Source organism: Acinetobacter chinensis (assembly GCF_002165375.2).
Classification (GTDB): Bacteria; Pseudomonadota; Gammaproteobacteria; order Pseudomonadales; family Moraxellaceae; genus Acinetobacter; species Acinetobacter chinensis.
On the sequence record NZ_CP032134.1, the window covers coordinates 447773 to 474169 of the forward strand.

A 26397-nucleotide genomic window follows, 5' to 3' on the forward strand; every position below is an offset into this window, starting at 1 on the left:
TTCTATAGGGATATGAAATATTCCTACATTTGCAATTTCGGATTAATATCCTAAACAGGCATTGTAAAATTAGATTTTACAAATAAATGGTGGGTCGTCCGCGATTCGAACGCGGGACCAACGGATTAAAAGTCCGCTGCTCTACCAGCTGAGCTAACGACCCTGAGAAAATTTTAAAATAACATTTTAAAATTTTTGCAAGACAAGCGAAGCGCGTAGTCTTGGATGTTAGATAACATATGCAATCTAACTGCTTTCAGGAAAGCCTAAACAAATAAATGGTGGGTCGTCCGCGATTCGAACGCGGGACCAACGGATTAAAAGTCCGCTGCTCTACCAGCTGAGCTAACGACCCATCTATTTGATGGAGCGTATTGTAGCAAGATATGGTTTGAGCGCAAGTAAAAAATCACAAAGTTGTTGATGTTTGATTATAAATACAACAACTTTGTGCCGTGAACTCAAAAAATGTGCGCCATTTTTTTAGAAACGGTATTTATATGCCTGAATGCTGGCATAAATTTCAGGGTTGATATCGCAGTAAGCTGTAGCACCCGGCAGAAGAACCAGTAACCGTTCATCTGTTTTTTCTGGGTCATAAGCCTGTTCTTTCAGTTTGTTTTTCTGATACTTAAAGGTACCTGTTGTTTCAACCTGTTTCTGAACTCTTAAAAACACTGGGACGGCATAAGCAGGCAGATGTTTTTTGAACTCTGACAGCATCTGACTCAGATCCTGTTCATCCAGTTCTGCACCATCCGCCAGCGTGATGGCTGCCATACCTGCGCGACCATTGGTTTCAGGAATTTCCACACCATATACGACTGCTTCTGCAATCTTATCGTATTCACTGACCATGTTTTCCACTTCAGTGGTGGAGACATTTTCACCTTTCCAGCGGAATGTATCTCCTAAACGGTCAACAAACTGTGCATGACGGAAGCCGATATCACGAACCAGATCACCTGTAATGAAGTAAGAATCGCCTTTTTTAAAGACATCCTTCATGATGACCGATTTGTTTTTTTCAGGATCGGTATAACCATCAAATGGAGAGCGGCTGGTGATTTTTCCGACCAGTAAGCCTACTTCGCCTTTTTTGACCTTTTTACAGTAGCCTTTCGGGTCGTGTACAGCTTCATTTTTTTCTTTATCAAACTCAATAATCGCATACGGTGTCGGAGAGAAACCCACGGTATTGTCAAAGTTGAAAATATTACTGAAACCGACGTTGCCTTCGCTGGATGCATAGAGTTCAAGAATTTCTTCCACGCCAAAGCGTTCTTTGAACTTGCCCCAGATATTCGGGCGCATGCCATTACCAATCATTTTTCTGACACGATGGCTGTGATCCAGGTCTGATGGAGGGGCATCCATCAGGTAGCGGCACAGTTCACCCACATAGCCGATAGCCGAGGCATCAAATTTCTGAACATCGCTCCAGAAACCTGAGGTTGAATATTTACGTCGGATGGCAAGTGTCGCACCGCCTGCAATCACACCACACCAGCACACGACCATGCCTGTTGCGTGGTAAAGCGGCAGGGTGCAGTACATGACATCATTTTCATTCAGATTCAGTACGTGCCCATAGGTTCCATACGCCAGTGTCCATCGGCTGTTGGAGAAAACAACCGCTTTAGGCAGACCGGTTGTACCCGATGTATAAATATAGAAAAGACCATCTTTACCCTGCACGCTGTGCGTGGTCGGGGTGTTGAATTTTGGAAACTGATCGGCTTTTTCTGCAAGGTTAATGTAGCCTTTGGGTGCTTTGCCAGGATTGTTCAGAGTATCCTGGTCGGCAACCCAGAAGAAGCGATCCGCTGCAATCAGCAGTTCAGAGCGGACATCATCCACAGCGGTACGGCATTCTTCACCGGTAATCACAGCAATCGGTTTGACCAGGTTAATGCTGTGAGCCAGTACTTTTCCGACCTGAGAGGTGTTTACAAGTGCAACCGTCACGCCAATTTTAGCCAGGGCAATGACTGTTGCAATCAGCTCAGGTCTGTTTTCAATAATGACGGCAATGACATCGCCTCGGCGGGCACCCATGGAAAGATAAAAATGACCAATCTGGTTAGCCCAGCTGTTCAGATCCTGGTAGGTATATTTTTGATCTTCAAACAGCAGTGCAATACCATGAGGATTATGTTTCGCGGTCTTTTCAAACGCCAGCCCCAAACCTGCCGGTGTGGCAGGCGTACGCAGATAGGCCTGTTTCAGACCATTTAATAAGTTAGGAACTTTGCGGATAAGGCCTGGTATTTTTGCAGCAACGTCTGCGATACCGATAAGATCATTTTGTGTTGTTTGACTCATGTGAATCCTGTTTATTTTTGCGTAGTCCGTACGGTCATTGGGCATAGTGAATATACACTTGTTCTTTTAATCGTTTCAGTCCAGTGCAATCAACCTAATCTGACAAAAAATATCAAAAAAACCCGATCATATGAATGACCGGGTTTTTTTATTCAGCTGCAATTGAGCAAATGAATTACTCAGCAGCAGGTGTTGCTTTCTTTGGTGGACGACCACGAGGGCGACGAGGGCGAGCCTGTTTGTCTTTATCGTCTTTCGCTTTTTCTTCGCTTGCTGCATCAGCAGATGCTGTTTCAGCTTCAACCACAGCTTCAGGAGCTAGTGCGACCTCTGCTGGAGCTTCCACTTCAAGCTCTGCCTGAACAGGTTCAGCAGGAGTTGATGCTTCCACAGTCTCAGTAGTTGCAGAAACTTCAGGCTCAGTCACTGCTGCAACCGGTGTTTCTAAAGCAGGAGCAGGTTCAGCGACTTCCTGAACAGGGGGTTCAACGGATTCAGCTGCAGGTGCTGCTGTCTCCTCAGTCTGTGCTTTACGTGCCTGTTCGGCAGCCTGTTTAGCCAGACGACGACGTTCACGAGGATCGTTGGCTACACGTTTGTCTGACTCCGGTTTAGGTGGTGTCAGATCAAGTACAGGTGCTGGTTCAGCTTCTGGTGCAGCCTTAGTGATGCTTGCATCACGGGTGACCGGTTTTCTCTCAGCTTCAGCAGTTGCTTCAGGCTGAGCACTCAGACTTGCTGCATATTCAGAAGTAAACTTCTCCAATGCACGATTGAATGTTGGGATTAAACCGAACTGTTCAATCAGTACCGCACAGTCATCACCATAAACATGGCGGATCAGACTGCTGATGGTGTACAGACCCAGGGTTGGTACCTGAGAAGGACGCAGTTGTGGTGCAGGAGCAGCTTTCTGGTTCTGAGCCTGGCGCTGTTGACGCTGGCGTTGACGAGGGTCATTGCTTGCGCGTTTTACAGGCTGACGAGGTTTCTGCTCTTCATGAGCCTGAGCTGTTTCAGGTTGATTCTGCGGTTCTTCAGGCTGAATTTCAGCAGCTTTGGCAACAGCCATTGCCTGAATGGCCTGTTGTACCTCAGGTGTTTCAGTGACCTGAACGTTACTGTTCAGTGCAATAATTTCACTTTTAGCCTGTTCAACATTGACCACGAGTGCAGTAGAAATGACATCCTGCTTAGGTGCGTCAAATACTTCTACTTTAGGCAGCTGGTTGTCAGCTGGTTGTGCTGCAGGAGCTGCATTTTGCGGCTCATTCAGAACACTCTGGTCACGGTGACGGTTTGGACGCTCAGGGCGCTGCTGGCGACGGTCACGACGGGGAACGGCATTCTGCTGTTCGTTCTGTTCAGCAGCCTGTGGCTGTTGGTCGTTTTGCTGACGGCGAGCCTGACGACGGTTGTCACGGGCTTCCTGACGCTGTTCTTGGCGTTGCTCCTGACGGGTTACCTGAACCACTTCTTCAACGACTGTATTCTGTTCAGTCTGTTGCTCACGTGATTCTCTGTGCTTGTTGTTACGCTGTTTTTTATTGTTACGCTGACTTCTTTCGTCTTTGTCAGCATGCTTTTCAGGTTGCTCACGCTGTTCAGGCTTCTGAACAGTGCTTGGTACCAGGTAGGCATTTCCTGCAGAAGGTGCAGCCGCGGCTGTCTGGGCAGGAGCAGTACTGATCTGTCCCATCTGACCACGGCTGACAGAGCCGTTATTTACCATCTGCTCAATCGCAGCCGCAGCATTGTTTGCTGTACGGGACTGATCTACAGTTGCAGCCTGTTTCTGAACGAACAGATTTTCAAGCCATGCACATGGGCTTGCAGACTGTGCAGCAGCTGATGGCTGTACAGATGCAGCTGCTGCAGACTGTTGCTGAGCAGGCTTTTTCTTTTGCCCTTTTTCAGTCTGAGGTGCAGCGGTCTGAGCAAAATGCTGTTCTTCTTCCAGGTGCCATTCAGATGCTTCATAACCCAGTTCTTTTTCGCTTGAACGGGTTGCTTCTGTACGCTCGTAACTGGTTGGAGCAAAACCTTCAGGGTTATACGAAATTTCGTAATGCGGTGTTTCTAAATGTGGGTGTGGTAATACAGTCACACGAACATTTGAAGTCTGTTCCAGGTAAACAAGGCTGTGACGCTTTTCATTCAGGAGGAATGCAGCGATTTCAACCGGTACTTCCACCTGAACTTCACCATGACGTTCACGAAGTGCAATTTCTTCTACTTTACGCATGATGGAAAGGGACAGAGAACGCAGGTCACGAACCATGCCTGTGCCATGACAGCGAGGGCAGACATAACCGGTCGCTTCTTCAAGCGATGGGCGTAAGCGCTGACGGCTCATTTCCATTAAACCAAAACGTGACAGCTGACCGAACTGAATACGTGCGCGGTCACTCTGGGTCGCTTCACGAAGTTTGGCTTCAACCATACGCTGGTTACGGTCTTTGGTCATATCAATAAAGTCAATGACAACCAGACCACCGATATCACGTAGACGTAACTGACGTGCAATTTCTTCTGCTGCTTCCAGGTTGGTGTTCAGCGCAGTTTCTTCTACGTCATGACCACGTGTGGATTTTGCAGAGTTGATGTCAATTGAAACCAGTGCTTCTGTCTGGTCAATGACAATAGAACCACCTGAAGGAAGTTTTACTTCACGTTCATAGGCAGTCTGAATCTGACTTTCAATACCAAAGTGAGCAAATAGCGGCTCATTCAGCGTGTAAGTTTTCAGTTTGTCCAACTGACTTGGCATGACTGCTTTAACAAAGTTATATGCTTCGTTATAAGCCTGCTCAGAGTCAATCAGGATTTCAGCAACATCATCACGCAGATAATCACGGATTGCACGGGTCACAACGCCGGCTTCCTGGTGAACCAGCATCGGAGATGGACCTGAAGATGAAGTGCTCTGAATCTGAGCCCATAAGTCCAGCAGATGCTGAAGATCGAGCTGAAGTTCTTCCTGAGAACGACCGATACCTGCTGTACGGACAATCACGCTCATACCGCGGGGTACATTCAGTGCTGCCAGCATTTCTTTGAGTTCTTCACGGACAGAACCTGAAATCTGACGGCTGATACCGCCACCTTTCGGGTTGTTTGGCATAAGAACCAGATAACGGCCAGCAAGAGAAATAAACGTGGACAGGGCAGCACCTTTGTTGCCACGTTCTTCTTTTTCGACCTGAACCAGCAGTTCAGTACCTTCAGTGATCAGTTCACGGATGTTTGAAGTCTGACGTGGATCTGCCTTGAAGTAAGAATTTGCAATCTCACGCATGGACAGGAAGCCCTGGCGCTGTGCTCCATATTCAACGAATACGGCTTCAAGAGAAGGCTCTACACGGGTCACATGACCTTTATAGATATTGGATTTTTTTTGTTCACGGGTACGATTTTCAAGATCGAAATCGTAAAGACGCTGACCAGTGACAAGTGCAACGCGAATCTCTTCGGCATGTGTTGCATTAATCAACATACGTTTCATGGGTGTAACACCTAATAGTGATACACAACAGACGATCCGCCTTTTACGCAGAGGACATCAGATATACGGATCAGCTGTGCAGACTACTTACAGTATGACTGTAGATGTCTGAACAGAACGACCAGCCTTAAGTTATGGGTCTGGTACATGATTGACGTTCTGATGATGACTTTGCGCACTTCACCTTTAAACGGTTAAAGTTCCTGCGTGATTCACTGGCGGACTGGCGGTGTACTGGATGTAATGCAACTTTCACTGTCACAATGCTCGAAGATCATCTCTTCATGAACTGATAGAGTATCTTGATACGGAATTATCGTCGTATCTTTACAATCTGTGCAGTTCCAGTACATCAACGCCGTAGCCTGAATGTAACGTCAGGGAGCGACTGATCTGTTCTGTATCAGTTTACGTTTAAAACCAGTCTGAGACTGGCGACATATTTTTCTGGGCAGACTGATTTATGTACCTGAGGTACAATTAAACGCAACAGTCTGCTTTTTTGCCGATATAATAAGCCTTCGGCGTCGGCATAATTCTTTAAGGACCTTTCCGATTCTGGGTGGGTTTTAAATTTAAGCGGTTGTTCCTGTTTCACAGGCAGCATTAAATTTTTACACTTCGGTGGTTTCCGTGCGCTGACTATAGCAAACCTTGCATCATCTGCCTATGGGCTATACCGTGAATTTGTATGAAAAGTATAGTCTAAATGGTCATTTTTTAATCAAAATTTCGTTTTATTGGGTCATCATAACTGTATGAATTCTACGCAAGATTGGCAAAGTGTCACCTGGTTTGAAGTGGATGAACACCAGGAAGGGCAACGGATTGATAATTTTCTGTTTTCCCGTCTTAAAGGTGTGCCGAAAAGCCGTATTTACCGACTGATCCGTGAAGGTCAGGTTCGGGTCAATAAAAAGCGCGTTAAAGCTGAAACGAAGCTTGCCATTGGTGATCAGATCCGTGTTGCGCCGATCCGCTTTGAACAGAAAGATGAAAGTGCTGTACCGGTGTCAGATAAAGTGGCACAAAGTCTGTTAACCCGTGTGGTTTATGAGGATGAAGGTCTGATGGTGGTCAATAAACCTTCAGGCATTGCTGTACATGGTGGCAGTGGTGTGGCGTATGGTCTGATTGAAGGCTTGCGTGCTGCGACAGGTAAAAAATATTTAGAATTGATTCACCGTATTGACCGTGATACTTCAGGTCTGGTGATGATTTCTAAAAAGCGTAGTACTTTAAAAACCTTACAGGATTTGCTGCGTGAGCACAAAATTCAGAAAACCTATGCTGCAATCGTTAAAGGTCAGGTCAGTCTGGATAATCAGCTGATCGATCAGCCATTGCTACGTTATGAACTGGCCAATGGTGAACGTCGTGTACGTGTGTCAAAAGACGGTAAAGATTCTAAGACACAATGGAAAGTTACTGAACGCTTTATGCATGCGACGCTGGTGTATGCTTCACCGCTTTCTGGGCGTACCCATCAGATTCGTGTACATGGTTTGAGTATTGGTCATCCGCTGGTTGGGGATGATAAGTATGGTCATGAAACTGAGTATCGTGGACCTAATCCACGTCGTTTGTGTTTGCATGCGATGCGTCTGGAAATTCCGGGTTATGAAACGATTGAAGCGCCTTTGCCTGAAGATATGCAGAGTCTGGTGGCGCAGTTAAGATCGCAGAAAGCGGATAAGCCTGTTGTTTAATTAATAGCTTTTTACCTCTCCCGAACCCTTACTTGCACTTCGTTTTAAAGCAGTGCTTTAAAACTTGCTCAGGAGAGGGGATTTCAATTTTAAAATTGATAGTATTTGTCGAATAATGAAAGGTCCTCTCTCCTTTTTTTAAAGGAGAACTCTTTATCTTCCTGATGGGAAGGGATGTAAGAAAGAGTCAAATTTAGGCTTCACCTCTCCCTAACCCTCTCCTGAGAGGAGAGGGAACTTATTGGAAATAAACATGCAAAAACCTGTAGAACTGATTATTTTTGACTGGGATGGGACACTGTTTGATTCTGTCGGGCAGATTGTGGCGAGTCTGAAATTTGCAGCACAGCAATTTGAACAGCCTTTAACGGATGACGCTGCAAAAAGTATTATTGGTTTAGGTTTACCTGAAGTGGCTCAGGTTTTATTTCCAGCTGTACCTGAACTGCATACGGAAATTTTAAAAACCTATGGCGATCATTATGTTGCACATTCTACAGAAGATCAGTGGTTCGCAGGCGTGTCAGAAATGCTGAATGATCTGAATGCGAAAAACATCAAACTGGCAGTGGCAACAGGTAAAAGCCGTAAAGGTTTAGATCGTGTTTTAGGGCAAACGAACAGTCGTGATCTGTTCGCTGTGACCCGTGCGGCAAGTGAGACTAAATCTAAACCTGATCCGTTGATGTTAGCTGAAATTTTACAGCACACAGGGATTCAGGCAGATCGTGCGATTATGGTCGGTGATACTTCCTATGATCTGGAAATGGCGAAAAATATTGCCATGCCACGTGTCGGCGTGAGTTATGGGGTGCATAGCATTGAAGTTCTGCAGCGTTTCAATCCGCTCAGTATTGCTCATGATGTCGAAGCACTGCATGATTTTTTGCTTAAACAGGTCCAGCTTAAACAAGTGATTTAAGTATTGGAAATGATCAATCTGTCATCTCATTGAAAAGGGCAAAGCCACTTGTTTTGCTCTTTTTTTTATATCTGAAACATTGTATTCACATCCTGTATCTGAATTAAAAAAATGGGTTGCTCTTTTAGCCTCGTATTAGCTTTTAGTCGTAGATACTGTTTTCCTGAAAAAAAGCCATATTCCTAATTCTGAGTGAAACAGTCTTGTTTGTTGTTGATTTATAAGTCTTGTGAAATGGGTATAAAAAACTGCGGTGAATTTATAGGTTCTAACTATTGTCATAAATAAAATAAGTATTGGCACAAAAACAGCAATTTATTGATGCTTAAACTGTTCATAAAAGTACACGTTTTAAATACATGGTCAGATGCAGTGAAACTGCAAAGATTGATCTGATTCATACAAAGCAAAATCCCACATTCGCTGATGCTGGGGTTCAGCCATCTAAAACGGTATTCAGTCCATTTTGCAGTTTAAGGAAACATGATGTCGAATTCTGCTGTTGTTGAAACGGTTGCTTTGGCTTTAAGAGAAGCTGAATTATCAAAAACGGCGATTGCGCCTGTTCGTCCACAACTTGGGGGTGAAAGTGCCGATGTAGATATCGCCTATGCCGTTCAGGAAGAAAACACTAAACGTGCGATTGCTGAGGGTCGTCGTTTAGTAGGGCGCAAAATTGGTCTGACGTCGATTGCAGTACAAAAGCAGTTAGGTGTTGATTCTCCAGATTTTGGAATGCTGTTTGCAGATATGGCATTTGGTGATGGTGAAGCCATTCCTGCGGGATTACTGATTCAACCGAAAGTTGAAGCTGAAATTGCGTTAGTAATCAATAAAGATCTAACCCAGGAAAAACACACCTATGCAGACATTATCAGTGCGACTGAATATGCCTTGCCTGCGGTTGAAGTAGTCGATAGCCGTATCGAAAACTGGAAAATCAGTTTGATAGATACTGTTGCCGATAATGCGTCTTCTGCGGCGTATGTCCTCGGCTCTAAGCCTGTAAAACTTGAAAGTCTTGATCTTGTAAATTGCAAAATGACCATGACGCGTAGTGGTGAAGTGGTTTCTCAAGGTGTGGGTAAAGCATGTCTTTCTAACCCATTGAATGCAGCTGTTTGGTTAGCCGATGAAATGGTACGTCGTGGTCGTCCACTTCTGGCAGGTGACATTATTTTAACTGGTGCATTGGGTCCAATGGTTGTGGCACATGCAGGTGATGAATTTGTTGTGGAAATAGAAGGTTTTGGTTCCGTGACTGCTGCTTTTGCAGCTGAATAAATCTGCATTTTACCAGGTTTTGAATTTTACAGTGCCTTGCATTTTACAACGTAGCGTTAAGAGATATTGTTCATGAAAAAGATTAAATGTGCATTGATCGGTCCAGGGAATATTGGTACTGATTTACTTTATAAATTACAACGCAGTGAGTTTTTAGAACCTGTATGGATGGTGGGGATTGACCCAACATCTGAAGGTCTGGCACGTGCTGCAAAAATGGGCATTAAAACCACTGCTGAAGGTGTTGATGGTCTGCTTCCTCATGTGATTGCTGACGACATTAAAATTGCTTTTGATGCAACGTCTGCATACGTACATGCTGAAAATAGCCGTAAACTGAATGAACTTGGCGTACAGATGATCGACTTAACGCCTGCGGCAATTGGTCCATTCTGTGTTCCACCTGTGAATCTTGAAGCTTTGCTTGAAGCAGGTGATTTGCCAAACGTGAACATGGTGACTTGTGGTGGTCAGGCAACCATTCCAATGGTGGCTGCGATTTCACGTGTACAGGCGGTTGAGTATGGTGAAATTATTGCCACTGTATCGACCAAATCAGTCGGTCCAGGTACACGTAAAAATATTGATGAATTTACCCGTACGACTGCGGGCGCAATTGAGCAGGTAGGCGGTGCAAAAGCGGGTAAAGCGATCATTATCATTAACCCAGCTGAGCCACCACTGATGATGCGTGACACAGTGCATTGCTTAGTGGAAGGTGAGCCTGATCAAGCAGCGATTACTGAATCTGTGCATGCCATGATTAAGGAAGTTCAGAAATACGTCCCAGGTTATAAACTGGTAAATGGTCCTGTATTTGATGGTAACCGTGTATCTATGTTCCTGGAAGTTGAAGGTCTGGGTGACTATTTACCTAAATATGCCGGCAACCTTGACATCATGACTGCAGCTGCGGCACGTACCGCAGAAATGTTTGCAGAACGTCTGATCGCTAACCAAATAGAAGCATAAGGAGCATTTTCATGTCTAAGATTATTATTAATGATATGACTTTACGTGATGGTATGCACCCAATGCGCCATCAAACCACACCTGAACAAATGGTTGCGATTGCAACGGCACTGGATGATGCGGGTGTGCCGTTAATCGAAGTGACACATGGCGATGGTCTAGGTGGTAACTCGGTTAACTATGGTTTTGCTGCTGCAACAGATGAAGAATATTTAAAAGCGGTGATTCCAAACCTTAAACAAGCCAAAGTTTCAGCTTTACTGTTACCAGGTATTGGTACGGTTGATCATTTAAAAATGGCACATGATGTAGGTGTCGCAACCATTCGTGTGGCAACGCATTCAACTGAAGCGGATGTTTCTGAACAGCATATTACTGCTGCACGTAAACTCGGTATGGACACTGTGGGCTTCCTGATGATGGCACACATGGCTTCTCCTGAGAAATTACTCGAAGAAGCACAGAAAATGGTGTCTTACGGTGCAAACTGTATTTACGTGACTGACTCAGCAGGTTATATGCTTCCGCAAGACGTAACTGATCGTGTTGGAATTTTACGTGCAAACTTAGCAGCAGAAATCGAAATTGGTTTCCACGGTCACCATAACTTAGGTATGGGTGTGGCAAACTCTGTGGCTGCAGTTGATGTAGGCGCAAAACGTGTCGATTTGGCTTCTGCAGGTTTAGGTGCAGGTGCGGGTAATACACCACTTGAGCTGTTTGTTGCTGTGGCGAACCGTATGCAGATGGAAACAGGTGTGGATCTGTTCAAAGTACAGGATATTGCTGAAGAATTGATTGTACCGATGATGCAACAACCGATTCGTGCGGATCGTGATGCAGCGACTTTGGGTTATGCTGGCGTGTATTCTTCATTCTTATTATTTGCGAAACGTGCTGAAGCAAAATATGGCGTATCGGCTCGTGAAATTCTTCTTGAATTGGGTCGCCGTGGTACAGTGGGCGGTCAGGAAGATATGATCGAAGATTTAGCTTTGACCATGTCTAAAGCCAAAGAAGCCAATGCCTGATTTTCAGTCATTGCATTGAAAATGAAAGTAATGAAAGCGTCCGAAAGGGCGCTTTTTTATATGGGGAAATCAACCACCTTGGAACTGTTATGGTGTGAAGTCATTTTTCATTTTAATTGCAGGAGCGCAGTATATTAAGTTCTGCGGGATAAAAAACAGTAAATAGACAGTTTGAGTCAGGGCTGTATCAATGCTGTTATGTGGCTATTTAAATGCTGCTGTTTTAAATAAGATAATCAGCTTTAAAATAACTGAAGCAGAATTATAGAAAAAAAATGTCATAAACAATCTTTCACTTATAAGTCGGTTGTGTGGATTTTATTATTTTAAAAAAGATTTAAACAAAAAAACGCTAATAGCCTCTTAAGGGAAATATAAAAACATAAATCAATTCATCATAATATCTGAGCTTTAATCATAATATGCAATAAACCGCAGTCGTTTCATATCATGTCTTATTGTTAAAAAATATTAAGATTTCTGAGTCCGGGATTATTTTTACAGTCAGGTTCAGTATTTAACAGAATCCTTAATACTGTGGTCGGATTTTTTTTAACTTTATAGTTCAGCATGATGGCGTTATAGCTTAATTTGATCACTGGGAATAAGCCATGCGTCGTCAAAATTTATGGATAGCAATTCTTGCTGCGACAGCAACATTAGGAACATCTGCAACTTATGCAGACTTTGTTGACGATAGCCAGGTACAGCTAAAACTGAAAAACTTTTATCTGGACCGTCAGTATGATTCTGCTCCACAGAATAACTGGGGAAGCTGGTCACAAGGCATTACACTGGATGCCAAATCCGGTTATCAGGATATCGGTGCGGGCATTCAGGTCGGTGCAGATGTACTGGTACAGCATGCCTTCAAACTGAATGGTCGTGATAAGAATCCAGACTGGGTTCTGCCTCATGATGGTAAAGAATCTAAAGACAATTTCGGTAAAGTCGGTGCGACTTTAAAAGCCAAAGTAGCTCAGACTGAATTAAAAGTAGGTGAGTTACTTCCTGTTTCACCTGTGCTGGTGTTCGACCCATCACGTCAGCTGTTGACTACATACAGTGGCGCATGGCTGGAGTCTAAAGATCTGAAAGATACCAAGCTGACTCTGGCTTATATTGATGGGATCAACAACCGTTATGATAACCAGTTCCGTGATCTGACGAAGTTTGCTCCGCCGGCCTATGACAATGGTGCAGAAGCAGACGGCATGTATATTGCGGGTGTGGATCACCAGTTTACTAAAGATATCGGTGCAAGTTACTGGTATGCAGATGTGCGTGATATTTATCAGCAGCATTATGTCGGGCTGAACTACAACCATCAGTTTGGACAGAAGACTAAGCTGAATACCCATGCACGTTATTTTGATAATTCAGAATCTGGCGACAAACTGTACGGAAAAATTGATAATCAGGCCGTTTCACTGGGTGCAAAACTGACACATGGCGCACATACACTGGGTCTGGGTTATCAGCAGATGATGGGTGATAATACCTTCCCAACCATTGGTGGATGGGTGCCACAGCCTTATCTGGTGAACTGGGGCATTGCGACATTTACCAATGTGGATGAAAAATCATGGGGCTTTACTTATGGTTATGATTTCTCTGAACTGGGTGCAAAAGGTCTGAATGCAACTGCTATTTATTTCACAGGCTACGATGCAGAAGTGGCTGGGAAAAAAGATCAGAAGTCTGATGAATGGAATGTGATTGTGAATTACATCGTTCCAGAAGGGAAACTGAAAGGTCTGGGTGTGCAGGGTATGTTCATTGATACCAATTTTGACTGGAAGTCTGATTTAAGAGAATACCGTGTAGCAACAACCTACACTTATAAATTCTAAGAACAGATAAAAAGAGCGGCAGATCTGCCGCTCTTTTTTACTTAATGGAAACGGAATATTCAGGAGCTGAATATCCTGAAAAAATTAAGGGTATTTAATAAAATAAAACTTTTAAAATCAAATATTTGAATTATAGTTTTTTTATTTAGAGTGATCGTAAATTTGTATCAGTTTCATTGCTTTGAACAGGTAATATTGGGGAACAGAGATAAGTATTCTGGTCTGTCCATATTTAAAAAAGGCAGACTGGATTGAAGAGCCAGCAGCAATACGAGGAGTAAGTATGAGCACAGTTCAGATTCCTGATTATACAACGGATGCATTTTTTGGTCTTGAAGACAAATGGATTGAAACTGCGGAAGGTGAGCTGACCCATTACCATGAAGTTGGAACAGGAACTCCGATTCTGTTTTTACATGGTTCTGGTACAGGTGTTTCTGCCGCTGCAAACTGGTGGCTGAACCTGCCACAGATTGGAGAGCAGGCACGCTGTATCGCAATTGATACCATTGGTTATGGTCAGACGGTTGTTGCACCGAATACCGCTTATGGTATCCGTGCATGGGTGGATCATGCGATCCGTACCCTGGATGCACTAGGGATTGAAAAAACATGGCTGGTGGGTAATTCACTGGGTGGATGGTTGGCATTCCAGCTGGCACTGGACTATCCGGATCGTGTGCTCGGTATTGTGTCTATGGGGACTGGCGGTGCTAAACAGACTGCTGCACTGAAAGCACATGCGAACCCTGTACTGACTGAAGAAGGCATTAAAAAAACCTTGTCCATGTTTGTAGTTGATAAATCCCTGATCACAGATGAACTGGTTAAAGTCCGCTATGAAGCAGCTAAAAATGACTATGCATCTGACCGTCTGATGGATGTAGTTGGTGCACGTGACCGTGACCGTTTTGAGTTCCCACTTGATTTTGAAAAAATGAAAGACATTACTGTGCCTGTACTGTTGATTCATGGTGTGCAGGATGTGGTAATTCCAGTGTCACGTTCATGGGATATTTTAAATACGGTCCCTCATGCTGATGCACACATTTTCAGTCAGTGTGGTCACTGGTCACAGGTGGAAAAATCTGAAGAATTCAATACCGTGATCAAAGACTATTTAACCGCACGTGGCGTGTAAGTTTTCTATATTGATTCATCAAAAGGATGGCGCAAGCTGTCCTTTTTTTATGGCTGCCTGTTTCTCTCAGCAGTCAGTGTTTCACCCCATAATCAAACTCGCTGCAACATTAATACAGATTGCCAGGATTGTGGTGTTGAATCCGTATGCCAGCAATATATGTAAGGTGTTGAGTACACGCATGTTGCGCGATGTCACGGACACATCAGCAGTCTGTGCGGACGTACCGCAGACATAGCTGAAATAAATGAAATCAGGGTACAGGGGCTGAGGTGTTTTTGGGAAATCCAGTCCACCATCCTGGTCTTTGTCCAGTGCAAGATAAAAGTCATGTGCATAATGAACAGCAAAAACAGTATGCATAAAAAACCAGGCAAAAATAATAGTGCTGATAGAGAGAATGAGATGTCGGCTTTTCAGTAGATGATCAGTGGGCAGATCTGACAGTTCAACAAAAATGGCAATAAAGCACATGATTAAGGTCAGTAGAACAAGTAACAGAATAATCCATTTGCTGCCATCCTGCTGCTGAGCCCGTTTCAGAATATGCTGCTGAGTTGTGGACCAGAGCATTTTCATGGTAATACTCAGGTAGATAAATACTGAAATATTCCAGCTCAGTAAAACAGCACTGGACCAGTGCCATTCACTGATCAGTCTGATGACTATATAAAGCAGTGCGGTGAGCAGAAAAGTAACAAAAAAGTAAGGGCGGGACTGAATTCCTGTTTTCATCCGATGAATATGACGCATAGGCATAGTGATTTATCCCTGATTTATTCTGTTTCTTTAACATTATTTTAATTCATATCCATGGGCTTCATTAGACTTAAGTTGTAAAGCTGTTTTATTTTTAGGTGGTTATCAGTCTCGGAAATAAAAGTTATACGTTATTTCCAATAAGTCAGTTCAGTCTCAGGGGATTTATTTTGCAGTCAGATGTATTTATCTGATCAAATGTTATCGTATCTGTATAAAAAAAAGCACCAGTATTCAATTTAAAAATACTGGTGCATGAAAACAGTATAAGCTGCAAGTTAAAAGTTAATCAGTCACGATTAATATTCAGATAAAAAACACGGCTCAGTAATTCAATAAATTTATTGACGGATTCTGAGGTGCTGTTTTTACGGTAGCTGACATAAAGATCCAGATAAGGCAGCTCTACATCCAGAGGGCGGATTACGGTATTGCTCATGGTCAGAGGGGCAATATAACCCGGCAGGATCGTACAGCCTAGTCCCATACCAATTGAGTTGATATTGAACAGAATATTGTCAGCTTTCTGAACAATGTTGAATTCAATACTGTTGGTTTTTGCAAAATCGAGAATCGTGTTATGGAGGGTCAGGGACTGCTCCGCAGCAGGGATAATAAAATCTATACCATTCAGTGCTTTAACTGGAATTCTTTCGTATTTTGCTAAAGGGTGATCTTTGGGCAGAATAAAAATAAGAGGTTCACGCAGTACAAACTGACTTTCCACTTCGTCATTGTGAAAGTTATGGCGTGTAAAGGTGATATCCAGCTCACCCTTTTTCAGTGCTTTCATCTGATCAGTGTTGTTCATGCTGAGCAGTTCAATTTTCAGATCTGGATTCTGAACCCGTAAATTGGGCAGAACATAAGGGAAAATTTTCATTTCAGCGACAGGAACGAAACCAATGCGGAGCATCTGCTGTTTAGCCTTGGACACCTGACGGGCCATGGCAATGGCTTTGTCTGCCTGCGCCAAGGTCAGACGTGCCTGTTCAAGAAATACAGCACCTTCTTCAGTCAGTTCGACTTTACGCTTGGTACGATGCAGAAGCTTTACACCAACGTCTTCTTCGAGGTCTTTGATCTGCTGACTTAAAGAGGGTTGTGCGGTATAAAGTTTGAGTGCAGCCTTACTGAAGTTGAGTTCTTCGGCAACAGTAATGAAGTAGCGAAGGTGACGTAATTCCATATAAACAGTCCGATGAGTAATCCAAAAAATGTCTTACTATAATTTCGAAAGAGTATAATCTATAAACAACTATGAGGTGAAGATTATTCTGCCATTTAGATAATAAATGGTTTGTGAGAATCAATCAGCTTTTTCATATAAGAAATAACTGTGCTAATAATTGATAAAACGTATTAATTGAAACAAAAAAAATATTTCACCAAAATCATCTGAAAATCCATTATCCATGAAAGTTGAGTAATTAAGTTTGTGACCCCACGTTTGTCGCAGGAGAGCTTTCATGAGTGGAAAAATTGATGTGCGTGAAATCGACGCTTTAGTCGATGCGCAAAATGGACGTATCTCGCCATCCATCTATACCGACCCTGATCTGTACGAATTGGAACTTGAACGTGTGTTCGGTCGTACATGGTTATTCCTTTGCCATGAAAGCCAGATTCCTAAGGCAGGCGATTTCTTCAATACCTACATGGGTGAAGATCCGATTATCGTGGCGCGTCAGAAAGACGGCTCAATCAAAGCATTTTTAAACCAGTGCCGTCACCGTTCCATGCGTGTCAGCTTTGCTGACTGTGGGAATACCCGTGCCTTTACCTGTCCATATCATGGCTGGTCTTATGGCGTGGATGGTTCACTGAAAGATATTCCACTGGAAGACCGTGCATTTCCACAGGGTGCCTGTAAAGAGCACTGGGGACTGGTAGAGGTTAACCGTGTTGAGTCTTATAAAGGACTGATTTTTGGGTGCTGGGATGAGTCCACACCTGATCTGATCGAATATATGGGTGATATTGCCTGGTATCTGGATGGTGTGATTGATCGTCGTCCTGGCGGTACTGAAATCATCGGTGGTGTACACAAGTGGGAAATCGAGTGTAACTGGAAATTTGCAGCAGAGCAGTTTGCATCTGACCAGTATCACGCTCTGTTCTCGCATGCATCTGCAATCCAGGTACTGGGTGCAAAACCGGATGATGAATCATCTAAAAAATTAGGTGCTGCACAGACTGCACGTCCTGTGTGGGAAACGGCTAAAGATGCGATCCAGTACGGTTCACGTGGTCATGGTTCAGGCTTCTTCTTTACTGAAAAACCGGATGCAAACGTCTGGGTGGATGGTGAGGTTGCCAACTATTTCCGTGAAACATTTGATGAAGTGAAAGAGCGTTTAGGCGAAGTCCGTGCATTACGTCTGGCGGGTCACAACACCATGTTCCCAACCATGTCCTGGTTGAACGGTACTGCAACACTTCGTGTATGGCATCCACGTGGTCCAAACAAAACTGAAGTGTGGGCGTTCTGTATTGCAGATGCTGAAGCGTCTCAGGAAGTCAAGGAAGCCTTTGAACGTTCTGCGACCCGTGCTTTTGGTCCTGCCGGTTTCCTTGAGCAGGATGACTCGGAAAACTGGATCGAAATTCAGAAAGTTCTGCGTGGCTATAAAGCACGTAAAAACCCGTTGATTATGGAAATGGGTCTGGGGAATGAAAAAGTCCGTGAAGATGGTATTCCGGGGATTACCAACTACATTTTCTCTGAAACAGCAGCACGTGGTATGTACCGTCGCTGGGCAGATTTATTGATTCATGAAAAATGGGAAGACGTGGAAGCAGCTGCTGAAGCGTATGAGAAGGAGCTTGTGAAATGAGTTTAGTCAGCTTAGAACTTCAGCATCAGATCAGCCAGTTTTTATACCGTGAAGCAAAGTTGCTGGATGACTGGAAATTCCGTGACTGGCTGGAAGTATTTGCAGAGGATATTTCATATACCTTGCGTACGACGCCAAATGCACAGACCCGTGACCGCCGCCGTTCAGTTGAACCACCAACGACGTGGGTGTTCAACGACAACAAACATTTACTGGAACGCCGTGTTGCACGTCTGGAAACGGGTATGGCATGGGCTGAAGAACCTCCATCTCGTACCACGCACATGGTTTCAAATGTGATCATTGAACCGACTGAAGTGGATGGTGAATACGATGTCTATGTCACTTACCTGTTGTACCGCACACAGAAAGAGAAAGATGTCACCATCTACTGCGGTAAGCGTCACGACAAACTGCGTAAAGTTGAAGGTGGCTTAGGCTTCCAGATCTTCAACCGTAAGATCACCCTTGATCAGGTGACTTATAACTCACATAACCTGAGTGTGTTCTTCTGATGAATAAGATTTTTGTTTGCCAGGTGGATGACCTGGATGAAGGCGACGCGCTGAAAGTGGATTGTGGCGTGAATGGTATTGAAGCGCTTGCAGTATTTAATAATGGCGGTGAGTTCTTCGCCATGAATGACCGTTGTTCGCATGGCAATGCTTCGATGTCTGAAGGTTATCTTGAAGATGACGGCACTGTGGAATGTCCATTACATTCAGCTCGTTTCTGTTTAAAAACAGGTGAAGCATTGTGTCTGCCTGCAACTGATCCAATCAAAACATTCCCTGTGATTGTGGAAGATGGGCAGTTGTTTGTAGAAATGGCAGGAGAGTGATCATGGGTTGGCTACAGGGCGAAGTTGCACTGATTACCGGCGGTGGTTCTGGTTTAGGCTGGGCACTGGTTGAGCGTTTTCTTGAAGAAGGTGCGAAGGTTGCCGTGCTTCAGCGTTCACAGTCAAAAGTGGATGCACTGAAAGCACATTTTGGTGACCGCGTACTAGCGATTGCAGGAGATGTAGCCAGCTATGAAGATAATGCCCGTGCTGTAAAGGCGACTGTGGAACACTATGGCAAGCTTGACTGTTTTGTTGGAAATGCAGGTATCTGGGATCACTACGCAGATATCGTCAATACATCAGGTGAACAGCTTGAAAAAGCCTTTGATGAAATCATGGGCATTAACACCAAGTCTTTAATCCTGGGTGCCAAGGCTGCACTTGATGCATTGATAGCTTCTGAAGGTTCCATCATATTTACTTTGTCTAATTCCGCACTGTATTCAGCAGGCGGAGGCCCTGTGTACACAGCATCCAAGCATGCTGGTGTGGGTGTGATGAAGGAACTGGCTTATGAGCTTGCGCCTAAAGTACGAGTGAACGCTGTGGCGCCCTCAGGTATGAATGTCAACATTAAAGGCGCGGCATCTCTGGGTCAGGAAAATCTTGGTTTACTGGATGCGCGTGATCCTGAGAAGATCGCCCGCGGTATGCCGCTCAACTTCTTACCAGAACCCGAAGATATGACTGGTTCTTACGTTTTACTGGCATCCCGTCAGAACAACCGTCCACTGACGGGTGTTTTAATCAATGCAGAATGTGGCTTAGGTATCCGTGGTTTACGTCAACCGCGTGCCGGCTTCTTTGACGAAATTTAATCCGTCTGAAACGTAAAGGACTTACTCGGCAGCCGATTCTGGCTGCCTTCCGTTCAGGAGTTACACATGGCCGTTAAACTTATTTGTGCATCGCACAGCCCCTTAATGGAATTTGCTTCTCCGCAAGAGAAATACAAAGAGGAAAAAGTCCGTGAGACTTTTGCCAGACTTGCAAAAGAAGTTGAAAATTACGATCCGACTCTAATCATCACCTTTGGTCCAGACCATTTTAATGGTTTTTTCTATGACCTGATGCCGAGCTTCTGCGTGGGGATTCGTGCCACAGCAGCAGGGGACTGGGACTATGGTAAAGACAATGATCATATCAATGTTCCAGAAGACACAGCGATTGATTTAGTGCGCCGTGTACTGGATGAGGGTGTTGATGTTGCCTATTCATACCGTATGCAGGCCGATCATGGTGTGACTCAACCCCTGCATTTTCTGTGCGGTGGAAAACTGGATCGTTACCCAACCATTCCGATTTTCATCAATGGTGCTGCTGCACCGATGCCAACTACCAAGCGTACAGTGGCTTTAGGTCGTGCAGTGGGTCAGTTTGTTAAATCATTGAACTTTGAAAATGAACGTGTCCTGATTTTAGGAACAGGTGGCTTATCACACGATCCACCAACACCTCAGATGGGTTCAGTACCACCTGAAGTGGAAGAGTTCCTGATCTGTGGACGTAATCCAAGTGAAGAAGCGCGTAACAACCGCCAGGCAAAAGTCATTTCAGTTGGACAACGCCTGGCTGCGGGAGATAAATCAGTTTCAGTACCGCTGAATCCTGAATGGGATCGTGCCTTGCTTGAGACTTTTGCCAAAGCTGACTTTGCAACGATTGAAGCGATGACTGAAGCTGAAATCCGTAAAGATGGAGGTCGTGGCGGTCAGGAAGTCCGTTCATGGATGGCAGCATTTGCAGCTATGCATGAAGTGGGTGAATACGACATGACCACACATTGCTACGAAGATATTAGTGAGTGGATTGCGGGCTTCGGCATCGTATCTGCTGAATTGAAATAAATAAAGGAAATCTCCCATGAGCCAGAATGAGACGAAAACCATTGTTATTGTTGGTGCAGGTCAAGCAGGTGCAAGCGCCATTTTAGAACTTCGTGCCAACAAATATGAAGGCAATATCATTCTGGTGGGAGATGAAACACATCTGCCGTATGAACGTCCACCTTTGTCTAAAGATGTGATTTTAAAGCCTGATGAAACCAGGATCGAAATCCTGTCAGAACAGAAGCTGACAGATTCAGGTGTTCAGCATATCTGTGACAATGGTGTGGTGAAAATCAACGCTGAGGAAAAAACAGTTGAACTTAAAAATGGCGAAATCATTGCCTTTGATAAGTTACTGCTTGCCACAGGTGGTGCGGCACGTCGTTTACCGAATTTTGATGCATTAGGTAAACACGTTTATACCTTGCGTAATCTTGAAGATTCGCAGGCACTTGTCCCTGTATTACAGGCAGGTCGCCGTATTGTTTTAATCGGTGGTGGTGTGATCGGCCTGGAGCTTGCATCTTCTGCGCGTTTTAAAGACTGTCAGGTGACGGTCATTGAAATGGGCAGCATGGTGATGGGACGTTCATCTCCACTCATCTTGAGTGAATTCCTTTTAGCGCAACAACGCCTTTGCGGTGTGGATGTGCGCCTTGAAACCAGGATTGCGGACTGTAAGCTGGAGGGTGAGGAAGTGGTCATCACCCTTGAAGGTGGTGAAGAACTTCGTGCAGATGCTGTCATTTACGGCATCGGGATTATCCCAAATGCGCAGCTGGCTGTGGATGCAGGCTTGAACGTAGACTTTGCGATTCAGGTGAATGAAAACTGCCAGACATCACATCCTGACATTTATGCCGCAGGTGATGTGGCGACTCAGTTGCGTGGCAATGGTCAATATGGTCGTGTGGAAACCTGGGAAAATGCCAACCTCCAGGCTGGGATTTTTGCTCGTCACGTGATGGGTGTAGAGCATCCGACACCAAACCCTGCATGGTTCTGGACAGATCAGCTGGACATCAACTATCAGTTTGCTGGCGATATGTCAGCAAATGAATGGCAGATCCGTGGTGAGATGGATGCAGCCAAAGGAGCCGACAATTCCTTTGTGATGATCGGAGTCAGTGAGGGACAGGTTGTTGCAGGCATTACAGTCAATGCAGCGAAGGAAATGCGTTTCTTAAAGAAAATGATTTCAAAAAATACAGTTTTTGATGCGGACAGACATCTGGATCTGACTGTTGATCTGAAAAAAGTTGTGTAATTGGTTCACGGCACATCTTATGTCGATGATGTGCTGAACTGGCTATTCAAACTGAACCGGTTTTTGGAGGACCCCCGAAAACCGGTTTTTTTACTTTCCATTAACTGGAAACGGTTATGGGTCGGGATACTGTTGAAATGAAATCTTCCTCTGCATTGCCTGTCACAGCAGCTGTTTATGTTCTGCTGATTCTGATCTGGGCGACAACACCGCTTGCCATTGTCTGGAGTGTGCAGGAAGTACATCCAATGTGGGTGCTGATCATCCGTTACTTTGGTGCATCTTTAATTGCTGTGCTGATTTTACTGGTTCTGCGGAATCCTTTGCCTTTTGACCGTATTTCTCTGAAAAGTTATGTCGCGGGTAGTCTGAATCTGATCGGCGCACAATTGTTTATTTATCTGGCAGCGAATTATCTGACATCAGGTCTGATGGCACTGATTTTCGGTTTTTCTCCATTACTTGCCGGTTTAATTGGACACGTTATTTTAAAAACACAGCGTCTGATAGCCCTGCAATGGTTAGGCATGCTGATTGCAACGGCAGGGCTGACTTTTGTCTTTGCGGCATCTGCGGACAGTAAAGTGAACCCGATTGGTATTTTACTGATGCTGATCAGTATGCTGTCCTATATCAGTTCCATTTTCTGGGTTAAACAGATCAATGCACCCCTGAGTGCGATGTCTCAGGCAACGGGTTCTCTACTGGTTTCGGCACTGGGTTCGCTGTTTTTATTGCCTTTTGTATGGCAGCACATGCCTCTCAGTCTGCCAGGAACTCAGACCATCATCGGTTTTCTGTTTACCATGATCATGTCATCCATTGTGGCAATGCTCTGCTATTTCTGGCTGATCAGGAGGCTTAAGCCATCTACGGTGTCCTTAAGCAATGTGATCACCCCCGTTGTTGCACTGGTACTCGGTGCAGGGCTGAATCATGAACAGATCAGCAGTCATGCTTTTATAGGTATTGCTGTAGTCATGCTGGGGATTGTAATGTACTTTTGGGTGGAATGGCGGAAACAGCACCGTTCATGCTGACCGGCTTATGCATGCTGGTGTGATGAGGTCAGTTGCATATGCAGAATGGGAAATGGGTTGCCTGCATCATCTGTCTCTGAGCGTTGATATACTTCAAAACCATGTTTTAAGTAAAATGCGGTCGCTTCAGGATTCTGTTCATTTACATCGACCTGTGTTGCACCCAGTGTCAGTGCATGTTGCAGCAACTGTAAACCTATGCCTTGTCTTCGCAGATCGGGTGCAATAAAAAGCATTTCAATCTTATTTTCAGACAGTCCAATAAAGCCCTGAATCTTATGCTCCTGTTCCACATGAAACAGTGCTACATGCTGAAAATACTGATGGTCAATAATCTGTTGCCTGATTTCTGAAATCTGTCTGTCATTCAGAAAATGATGTGTGGCACGGACGGAAGCCTCCCACAGTTTCAGTAGTTCTGTATGTTGTTCAGATGTAGATGGCACAATGTTCATAATATTTGACTTTAACTGATCGGTTGAATAGAAAAACGCTTGCTGGAAAATGCCCAAAGCAGAGGGATAAGCCAGAATCTGACATAAAAATAAACAATATCTTCAGTCCAGCCTGGTTAATATATTTGAAGGCTCAAATAAAAATCAATGATGAAAATATCCCGCCGTTCAATTCTTTATCAAGGATAACTCCTGGTGTCAGACTCAAATAAAGTAGTTGTTTATGCGGCATTGCTGGGTAATCTTGCGATTGCTCTGGTGAAGTTTGTTGCGGCATATATCACCAACAGTTCAGCCATGCTCAGTGAAGCAGTTCACTCAGTGGTGGATACGCTGAATGAAATCCTGCTGCTGCACGGCATGAAAAAATCTCAGAAACCTGCCAATGCAAAACATCCCTTTGGTTATGGCAGGGAACTGTATTTCTGGGCTTTTATTGTTGCGCTGATGGTGTTTGCACTGGGTGCAATCGTATCTGTATATCAGGGTGTGCTGCATATTCTTCATCCTGAGGAAATGAAAAACCCGCTGGTAAACTATATTGTGCTGGGATTTGCTATTCTGTGCGAAGGGACATCCTGGTTTGTGGCTTTAAAAGCCTTTAAGAAAACCAAGGGCAGTCTGGGCTATTTTGAAGCGTTCCGTCGCAGTAAAGACCCGACGACATTTACAGTACTGTTTGAAGATTCAGCAGCACTGATCGGGCTTTTTATTGCTTTACTGGGGATTTTTCTTGCACATCAGCTGGACATGCCTGTACTGGATGGGGTAGCTTCCATTCTGATTGGTGTGGTGTTGGCGGTTTCAGCATTTTTACTTGCCCGTGAGACCAAAGGATTATTACTTGGTGAAACGGCAGACCCACAATTAAGGCATAATGTGTTGCAGATCGCACAGGATGATGTTGCAGTTCAGTCAGCAAATGGTGTATTGACTGAGCAGATTGGGGCGCATCAGGTGATTGCATCGTTGAGTCTGGAGTTTAAAGACAATCTGACTTCGGATGACATAGAACTGTGCGTTAACCGAATTGAAGCAAGAATCCGACAGATTCATCCTGAAATTGTGGCATTGTTTGTGAAGCCTCAGACTCAGGAAGTATGGCTGGAACGGATGAAAGGGCGTCTGAACTGAATATATTCCGCTGAACTTCATTCATGTGAATGAAGTGTGATTAATTTTAGAAATTGAAGTACATGAAACAAAATCAGCAACAAGTTCATTTTCAGTTACCAACCGAAGCATGTTGGTCACACACATGGCGTCAGCCAGTATTTCATTTTATGGAGTCAGATCACTTCAATGGGGTACGTTTTTTTAATCAGCAACGGGCTCCACAAGGCTGGAAGCGATCCGACCTGTTTAAATGGCTGATCAGCCGAAAGTCCTACACATGGAATGTGGATATAAATCAGGAGCACAGCGAATTTCATGCTTCAAAGCGGAGTCTGCCACAGAACAGACCCAATGCAGCACTGGATGACTGGCAGGTATGGTTTGTCGGGCATGCAACAGTACTGATTCAGATTGGTCCTTATAACCTGCTCACAGATCCTGTATGGGCAGATTACGCAGGTCCTGCACGTGGTAAAGGTCCTGTGCGGGTCTGTCCGGCAGGTATTGCGCTGGAAGAATTACCAGAAATACATGCTGTTTTACTCAGTCATAACCATTATGACCACATGGATATCGCCAGTTTAAAATGGCTGCATGAAAAATTTGCCATGCCGGTCTATACTGGTCTGGGCAATGGCTGGTATTTACCTGCTTACATGAATGTGATTGAAATGGAATGGTGGCAGTCAGCGCTGTTTAAGGAACTGAAAATTGTATATACCCCTGCACAGCACAGTTCAGGACGCGGTATCCGTGATCAGAACCGGGCGCTCTGGGGAAGTTTTTCGATTCTACATGGAACAGATCATTGCTACTTTGCTGGTGATACAGGCTATGGTCCGCATTTCAGGGAAATTCACCAAAGATATGGTGCGCCAAGAATTGCACTGTTACCGATCGGAGCCTATGAACCACGGGCTTTGATGAAATATCTGCATATGAATCCTGAAGATGCCTTTCAGGCGCATAAAGATCTGCATTCAAAATGTTCAATGGCGATTCACTACCGGACTTTCCAGTTAACAGATGAAAGCCGTGAACAACCCGAACTGGATCTGCATAAAGCCATGAAGAACTCATCCAAACTGATGAATCCATTTTACTGTGTCAAGGAAGGGCGCAGGCTCGTGGTTTGATCACTGAGTGTCAGATTGAAGAATGTGGTGCTGCATTTTATTCAGGTCAGAATGATCTTAATGAAATTCAGCACCATTTTTTATGATCTGATTATGGTTGTCCCGCTTAAATATATATCCACAAAACTGGGCTGCATGAGTCTGAGGTCGAAAATTCAGCTGTATTTTCACAGCACTCAACAGTGATGTTCTGCCAGCGTTTTGTGATGGTTGTTATGACCAGATATGTTTAAAAAAGAGGCGAAATATGTGAAATAAATCACCATCGAAATAACCGAAAAGTCTGATAAAAATAATGAATCACATAAAACTTATATGGAATTTGACGCTAAAATGCAGCTAAAACACTGTAATTTCATAACTCATTAAAAA

At 44.3% G+C, this 26397-nt stretch carries 21 protein-coding genes and 2 tRNA genes; 16 read left to right on the top strand and 7 right to left on the bottom strand.

Annotation, left to right across the window (positions count from 1 at the left end; all coding sequences use genetic code 11):
- Nucleotides 1–87: 87 nt before the first annotated feature.
- The 4 genes from CDG60_RS02920 to CDG60_RS02935 all read right to left on the bottom strand — a co-directional run bounded on the left by CDG60_RS02920 (nucleotide 88) and on the right by CDG60_RS02935 (nucleotide 5830).
- Nucleotides 88–163 (bottom strand) — tRNA-Lys (locus CDG60_RS02920).
- Between the two features lie 116 nt (nucleotides 164–279).
- Nucleotides 280–355, bottom strand: a tRNA-Lys gene (locus CDG60_RS02925).
- A gap of 128 nt (nucleotides 356–483) precedes the next feature.
- Nucleotides 484–2325, bottom strand: coding sequence for a long-chain-acyl-CoA synthetase (locus CDG60_RS02930; protein ID WP_087512697.1), 1842 nt, complete (start codon nucleotides 2323–2325; stop codon nucleotides 484–486).
- 175 nt (nucleotides 2326–2500) lie between these two features.
- Nucleotides 2501–5830 (bottom strand): Rne/Rng family ribonuclease, encoded by a 3330-nt coding sequence (locus CDG60_RS02935; RefSeq protein ID WP_087512698.1) that lies wholly within the window; start codon nucleotides 5828–5830, stop codon nucleotides 2501–2503.
- A gap of 758 nt (nucleotides 5831–6588) precedes the next feature.
- Here CDG60_RS02935 and CDG60_RS02945 point away from each other — a divergent pair.
- The 7 genes from CDG60_RS02945 to CDG60_RS02975 all read left to right on the top strand — a co-directional run bounded on the left by CDG60_RS02945 (nucleotide 6589) and on the right by CDG60_RS02975 (nucleotide 14742).
- The gene (locus CDG60_RS02945) at nucleotides 6589–7539 is read left to right on the top strand and encodes an RluA family pseudouridine synthase (protein ID WP_087512699.1); all 951 of its coding nucleotides are present in this window, start codon (nucleotides 6589–6591) and stop codon (nucleotides 7537–7539) included.
- A gap of 253 nt (nucleotides 7540–7792) precedes the next feature.
- Nucleotides 7793–8461 (top strand): HAD-IA family hydrolase, encoded by a 669-nt coding sequence (locus CDG60_RS02950; RefSeq protein ID WP_087512700.1) that lies wholly within the window; start codon nucleotides 7793–7795, stop codon nucleotides 8459–8461.
- A gap of 486 nt (nucleotides 8462–8947) precedes the next feature.
- Nucleotides 8948–9745 (top strand): 2-keto-4-pentenoate hydratase, encoded by a 798-nt coding sequence (locus tag CDG60_RS02955; RefSeq protein ID WP_087512701.1) that lies wholly within the window; start codon nucleotides 8948–8950, stop codon nucleotides 9743–9745.
- A 72-nt stretch (nucleotides 9746–9817) separates the two neighbouring features.
- Nucleotides 9818–10717, top strand: coding sequence for an acetaldehyde dehydrogenase (acetylating) (locus CDG60_RS02960; RefSeq protein WP_087512702.1), 900 nt, complete (start codon nucleotides 9818–9820; stop codon nucleotides 10715–10717).
- A gap of 11 nt (nucleotides 10718–10728) precedes the next feature.
- On the top strand, nucleotides 10729–11748 hold the full coding sequence (dmpG, locus tag CDG60_RS02965) for a 4-hydroxy-2-oxovalerate aldolase (protein WP_087512703.1): 1020 nt from the start codon (nucleotides 10729–10731) through the stop codon (nucleotides 11746–11748).
- 611 nt (nucleotides 11749–12359) lie between these two features.
- Nucleotides 12360–13601, top strand: coding sequence for an OprD family outer membrane porin (locus CDG60_RS02970; protein WP_087512704.1), 1242 nt, complete (start codon nucleotides 12360–12362; stop codon nucleotides 13599–13601).
- Nucleotides 13602–13884: 283 nt separating this feature from the next.
- Entirely contained in the window at nucleotides 13885–14742 is an 858-nt protein-coding gene (locus tag CDG60_RS02975; protein ID WP_087512705.1) for an alpha/beta fold hydrolase, read from the top strand.
- An 81-nt stretch (nucleotides 14743–14823) separates the two neighbouring features.
- Here CDG60_RS02975 and CDG60_RS02980 read toward each other — a convergent pair whose 3' ends face one another.
- Both CDG60_RS02980 and hcaR read right to left on the bottom strand, forming a co-directional pair.
- Complete coding sequence (locus CDG60_RS02980) at nucleotides 14824–15501, bottom strand: DUF1345 domain-containing protein (RefSeq protein WP_087512706.1); 678 nt, start codon at nucleotides 15499–15501, stop codon at nucleotides 14824–14826.
- Nucleotides 15502–15790: 289 nt separating this feature from the next.
- Nucleotides 15791–16690 (bottom strand): DNA-binding transcriptional regulator HcaR, encoded by a 900-nt coding sequence (gene hcaR / locus CDG60_RS02985; RefSeq protein WP_087512707.1) that lies wholly within the window; start codon nucleotides 16688–16690, stop codon nucleotides 15791–15793.
- Nucleotides 16691–16970: 280 nt separating this feature from the next.
- Between hcaR and hcaE the strand changes: the two genes are divergently transcribed.
- The 7 genes from hcaE (at nucleotide 16971) to CDG60_RS03020 (ending at nucleotide 23318) form a co-directional block, all read left to right on the top strand.
- Nucleotides 16971–18338 (top strand): 3-phenylpropionate/cinnamic acid dioxygenase subunit alpha, encoded by a 1368-nt coding sequence (hcaE, locus tag CDG60_RS02990; protein WP_087512708.1) that lies wholly within the window; start codon nucleotides 16971–16973, stop codon nucleotides 18336–18338.
- Entirely contained in the window at nucleotides 18335–18853 is a 519-nt protein-coding gene (hcaF, locus tag CDG60_RS02995) for a 3-phenylpropionate/cinnamic acid dioxygenase subunit beta (RefSeq protein ID WP_087512709.1), read from the top strand. Before hcaE ends, hcaF begins: the two co-directional genes overlap by 4 nt.
- Nucleotides 18853–19179: a 3-phenylpropionate/cinnamic acid dioxygenase ferredoxin subunit gene (gene hcaC / locus CDG60_RS03000; RefSeq protein ID WP_087512710.1), complete on the top strand. Its 327-nt coding sequence runs from the start codon at nucleotides 18853–18855 to the stop codon at nucleotides 19177–19179. Before hcaF ends, hcaC begins: the two co-directional genes overlap by 1 nt.
- Before the next feature lie 2 nt (nucleotides 19180–19181).
- Nucleotides 19182–20000, top strand: coding sequence for a 3-phenylpropionate-dihydrodiol/cinnamic acid-dihydrodiol dehydrogenase (hcaB, locus tag CDG60_RS03005; RefSeq protein ID WP_087512711.1), 819 nt, complete (start codon nucleotides 19182–19184; stop codon nucleotides 19998–20000).
- Between the two features lie 66 nt (nucleotides 20001–20066).
- A complete protein-coding gene (locus tag CDG60_RS03010; protein WP_087512712.1) occupies nucleotides 20067–21029 on the top strand; it encodes a 3-carboxyethylcatechol 2,3-dioxygenase in 963 nt (320 codons plus the stop codon).
- A 16-nt stretch (nucleotides 21030–21045) separates the two neighbouring features.
- Nucleotides 21046–22278, top strand: coding sequence for a 3-phenylpropionate/cinnamic acid dioxygenase ferredoxin--NAD(+) reductase subunit (hcaD, locus tag CDG60_RS03015; RefSeq protein WP_087512713.1), 1233 nt, complete (start codon nucleotides 21046–21048; stop codon nucleotides 22276–22278).
- Between the two features lie 137 nt (nucleotides 22279–22415).
- Nucleotides 22416–23318 (top strand): DMT family transporter, encoded by a 903-nt coding sequence (locus tag CDG60_RS03020; RefSeq protein ID WP_087512730.1) that lies wholly within the window; start codon nucleotides 22416–22418, stop codon nucleotides 23316–23318.
- A 5-nt stretch (nucleotides 23319–23323) separates the two neighbouring features.
- Here the strand turns inward: CDG60_RS03020 and CDG60_RS03025 are convergent, their stop codons facing one another.
- Nucleotides 23324–23773, bottom strand: coding sequence for a GNAT family N-acetyltransferase (locus tag CDG60_RS03025; protein WP_087512731.1), 450 nt, complete (start codon nucleotides 23771–23773; stop codon nucleotides 23324–23326).
- Nucleotides 23774–23968: 195 nt separating this feature from the next.
- On the opposite strand from CDG60_RS03025, the gene CDG60_RS03030 reads away from it, so the two are divergent.
- Both CDG60_RS03030 and CDG60_RS03035 read left to right on the top strand, forming a co-directional pair.
- Nucleotides 23969–24907 (top strand): cation diffusion facilitator family transporter, encoded by a 939-nt coding sequence (locus CDG60_RS03030; protein WP_087512714.1) that lies wholly within the window; start codon nucleotides 23969–23971, stop codon nucleotides 24905–24907.
- A 62-nt stretch (nucleotides 24908–24969) separates the two neighbouring features.
- Entirely contained in the window at nucleotides 24970–26025 is a 1056-nt protein-coding gene (locus tag CDG60_RS03035) for an MBL fold metallo-hydrolase (RefSeq protein WP_087512715.1), read from the top strand.
- The last annotated feature ends 372 nt before the right edge of the window (nucleotides 26026–26397 follow it).

What these genes read in the sequence shown, in the direction of transcription:
- CDG60_RS02930 (WP_087512697.1), bottom strand. Translation starts at nt 2,325, where the DNA reads ATGAGTCAAACAACACAAAATGATCTTATCGGTATCGCAGACGTTGCT.
- CDG60_RS02935 (WP_087512698.1), bottom strand. Translation starts at nt 5,830, where the DNA reads ATGAAACGTATGTTGATTAATGCAACACATGCCGAAGAGATTCGCGTT.
- CDG60_RS02945 (WP_087512699.1), top strand. Translation starts at nt 6,589, where the DNA reads ATGAATTCTACGCAAGATTGGCAAAGTGTCACCTGGTTTGAAGTGGAT.
- CDG60_RS02950 (WP_087512700.1), top strand. Translation starts at nt 7,793, where the DNA reads ATGCAAAAACCTGTAGAACTGATTATTTTTGACTGGGATGGGACACTG.
- CDG60_RS02955 (WP_087512701.1), top strand. Translation starts at nt 8,948, where the DNA reads ATGTCGAATTCTGCTGTTGTTGAAACGGTTGCTTTGGCTTTAAGAGAA.
- CDG60_RS02960 (WP_087512702.1), top strand. Translation starts at nt 9,818, where the DNA reads ATGAAAAAGATTAAATGTGCATTGATCGGTCCAGGGAATATTGGTACT.
- dmpG (WP_087512703.1), top strand. Translation starts at nt 10,729, where the DNA reads ATGTCTAAGATTATTATTAATGATATGACTTTACGTGATGGTATGCAC.
- CDG60_RS02970 (WP_087512704.1), top strand. Translation starts at nt 12,360, where the DNA reads ATGCGTCGTCAAAATTTATGGATAGCAATTCTTGCTGCGACAGCAACA.
- CDG60_RS02975 (WP_087512705.1), top strand. Translation starts at nt 13,885, where the DNA reads ATGAGCACAGTTCAGATTCCTGATTATACAACGGATGCATTTTTTGGT.
- CDG60_RS02980 (WP_087512706.1), bottom strand. Translation starts at nt 15,501, where the DNA reads ATGCCTATGCGTCATATTCATCGGATGAAAACAGGAATTCAGTCCCGC.
- hcaR (WP_087512707.1), bottom strand. Translation starts at nt 16,690, where the DNA reads ATGGAATTACGTCACCTTCGCTACTTCATTACTGTTGCCGAAGAACTC.
- hcaE (WP_087512708.1), top strand. Translation starts at nt 16,971, where the DNA reads ATGAGTGGAAAAATTGATGTGCGTGAAATCGACGCTTTAGTCGATGCG.
- hcaF (WP_087512709.1), top strand. Translation starts at nt 18,335, where the DNA reads ATGAGTTTAGTCAGCTTAGAACTTCAGCATCAGATCAGCCAGTTTTTA.
- hcaC (WP_087512710.1), top strand. Translation starts at nt 18,853, where the DNA reads ATGAATAAGATTTTTGTTTGCCAGGTGGATGACCTGGATGAAGGCGAC.
- hcaB (WP_087512711.1), top strand. Translation starts at nt 19,182, where the DNA reads ATGGGTTGGCTACAGGGCGAAGTTGCACTGATTACCGGCGGTGGTTCT.
- CDG60_RS03010 (WP_087512712.1), top strand. Translation starts at nt 20,067, where the DNA reads ATGGCCGTTAAACTTATTTGTGCATCGCACAGCCCCTTAATGGAATTT.
- hcaD (WP_087512713.1), top strand. Translation starts at nt 21,046, where the DNA reads ATGAGCCAGAATGAGACGAAAACCATTGTTATTGTTGGTGCAGGTCAA.
- CDG60_RS03020 (WP_087512730.1), top strand. Translation starts at nt 22,416, where the DNA reads ATGAAATCTTCCTCTGCATTGCCTGTCACAGCAGCTGTTTATGTTCTG.
- CDG60_RS03025 (WP_087512731.1), bottom strand. Translation starts at nt 23,773, where the DNA reads ATGAACATTGTGCCATCTACATCTGAACAACATACAGAACTACTGAAA.
- CDG60_RS03035 (WP_087512715.1), top strand. Translation starts at nt 24,970, where the DNA reads ATGAAACAAAATCAGCAACAAGTTCATTTTCAGTTACCAACCGAAGCA.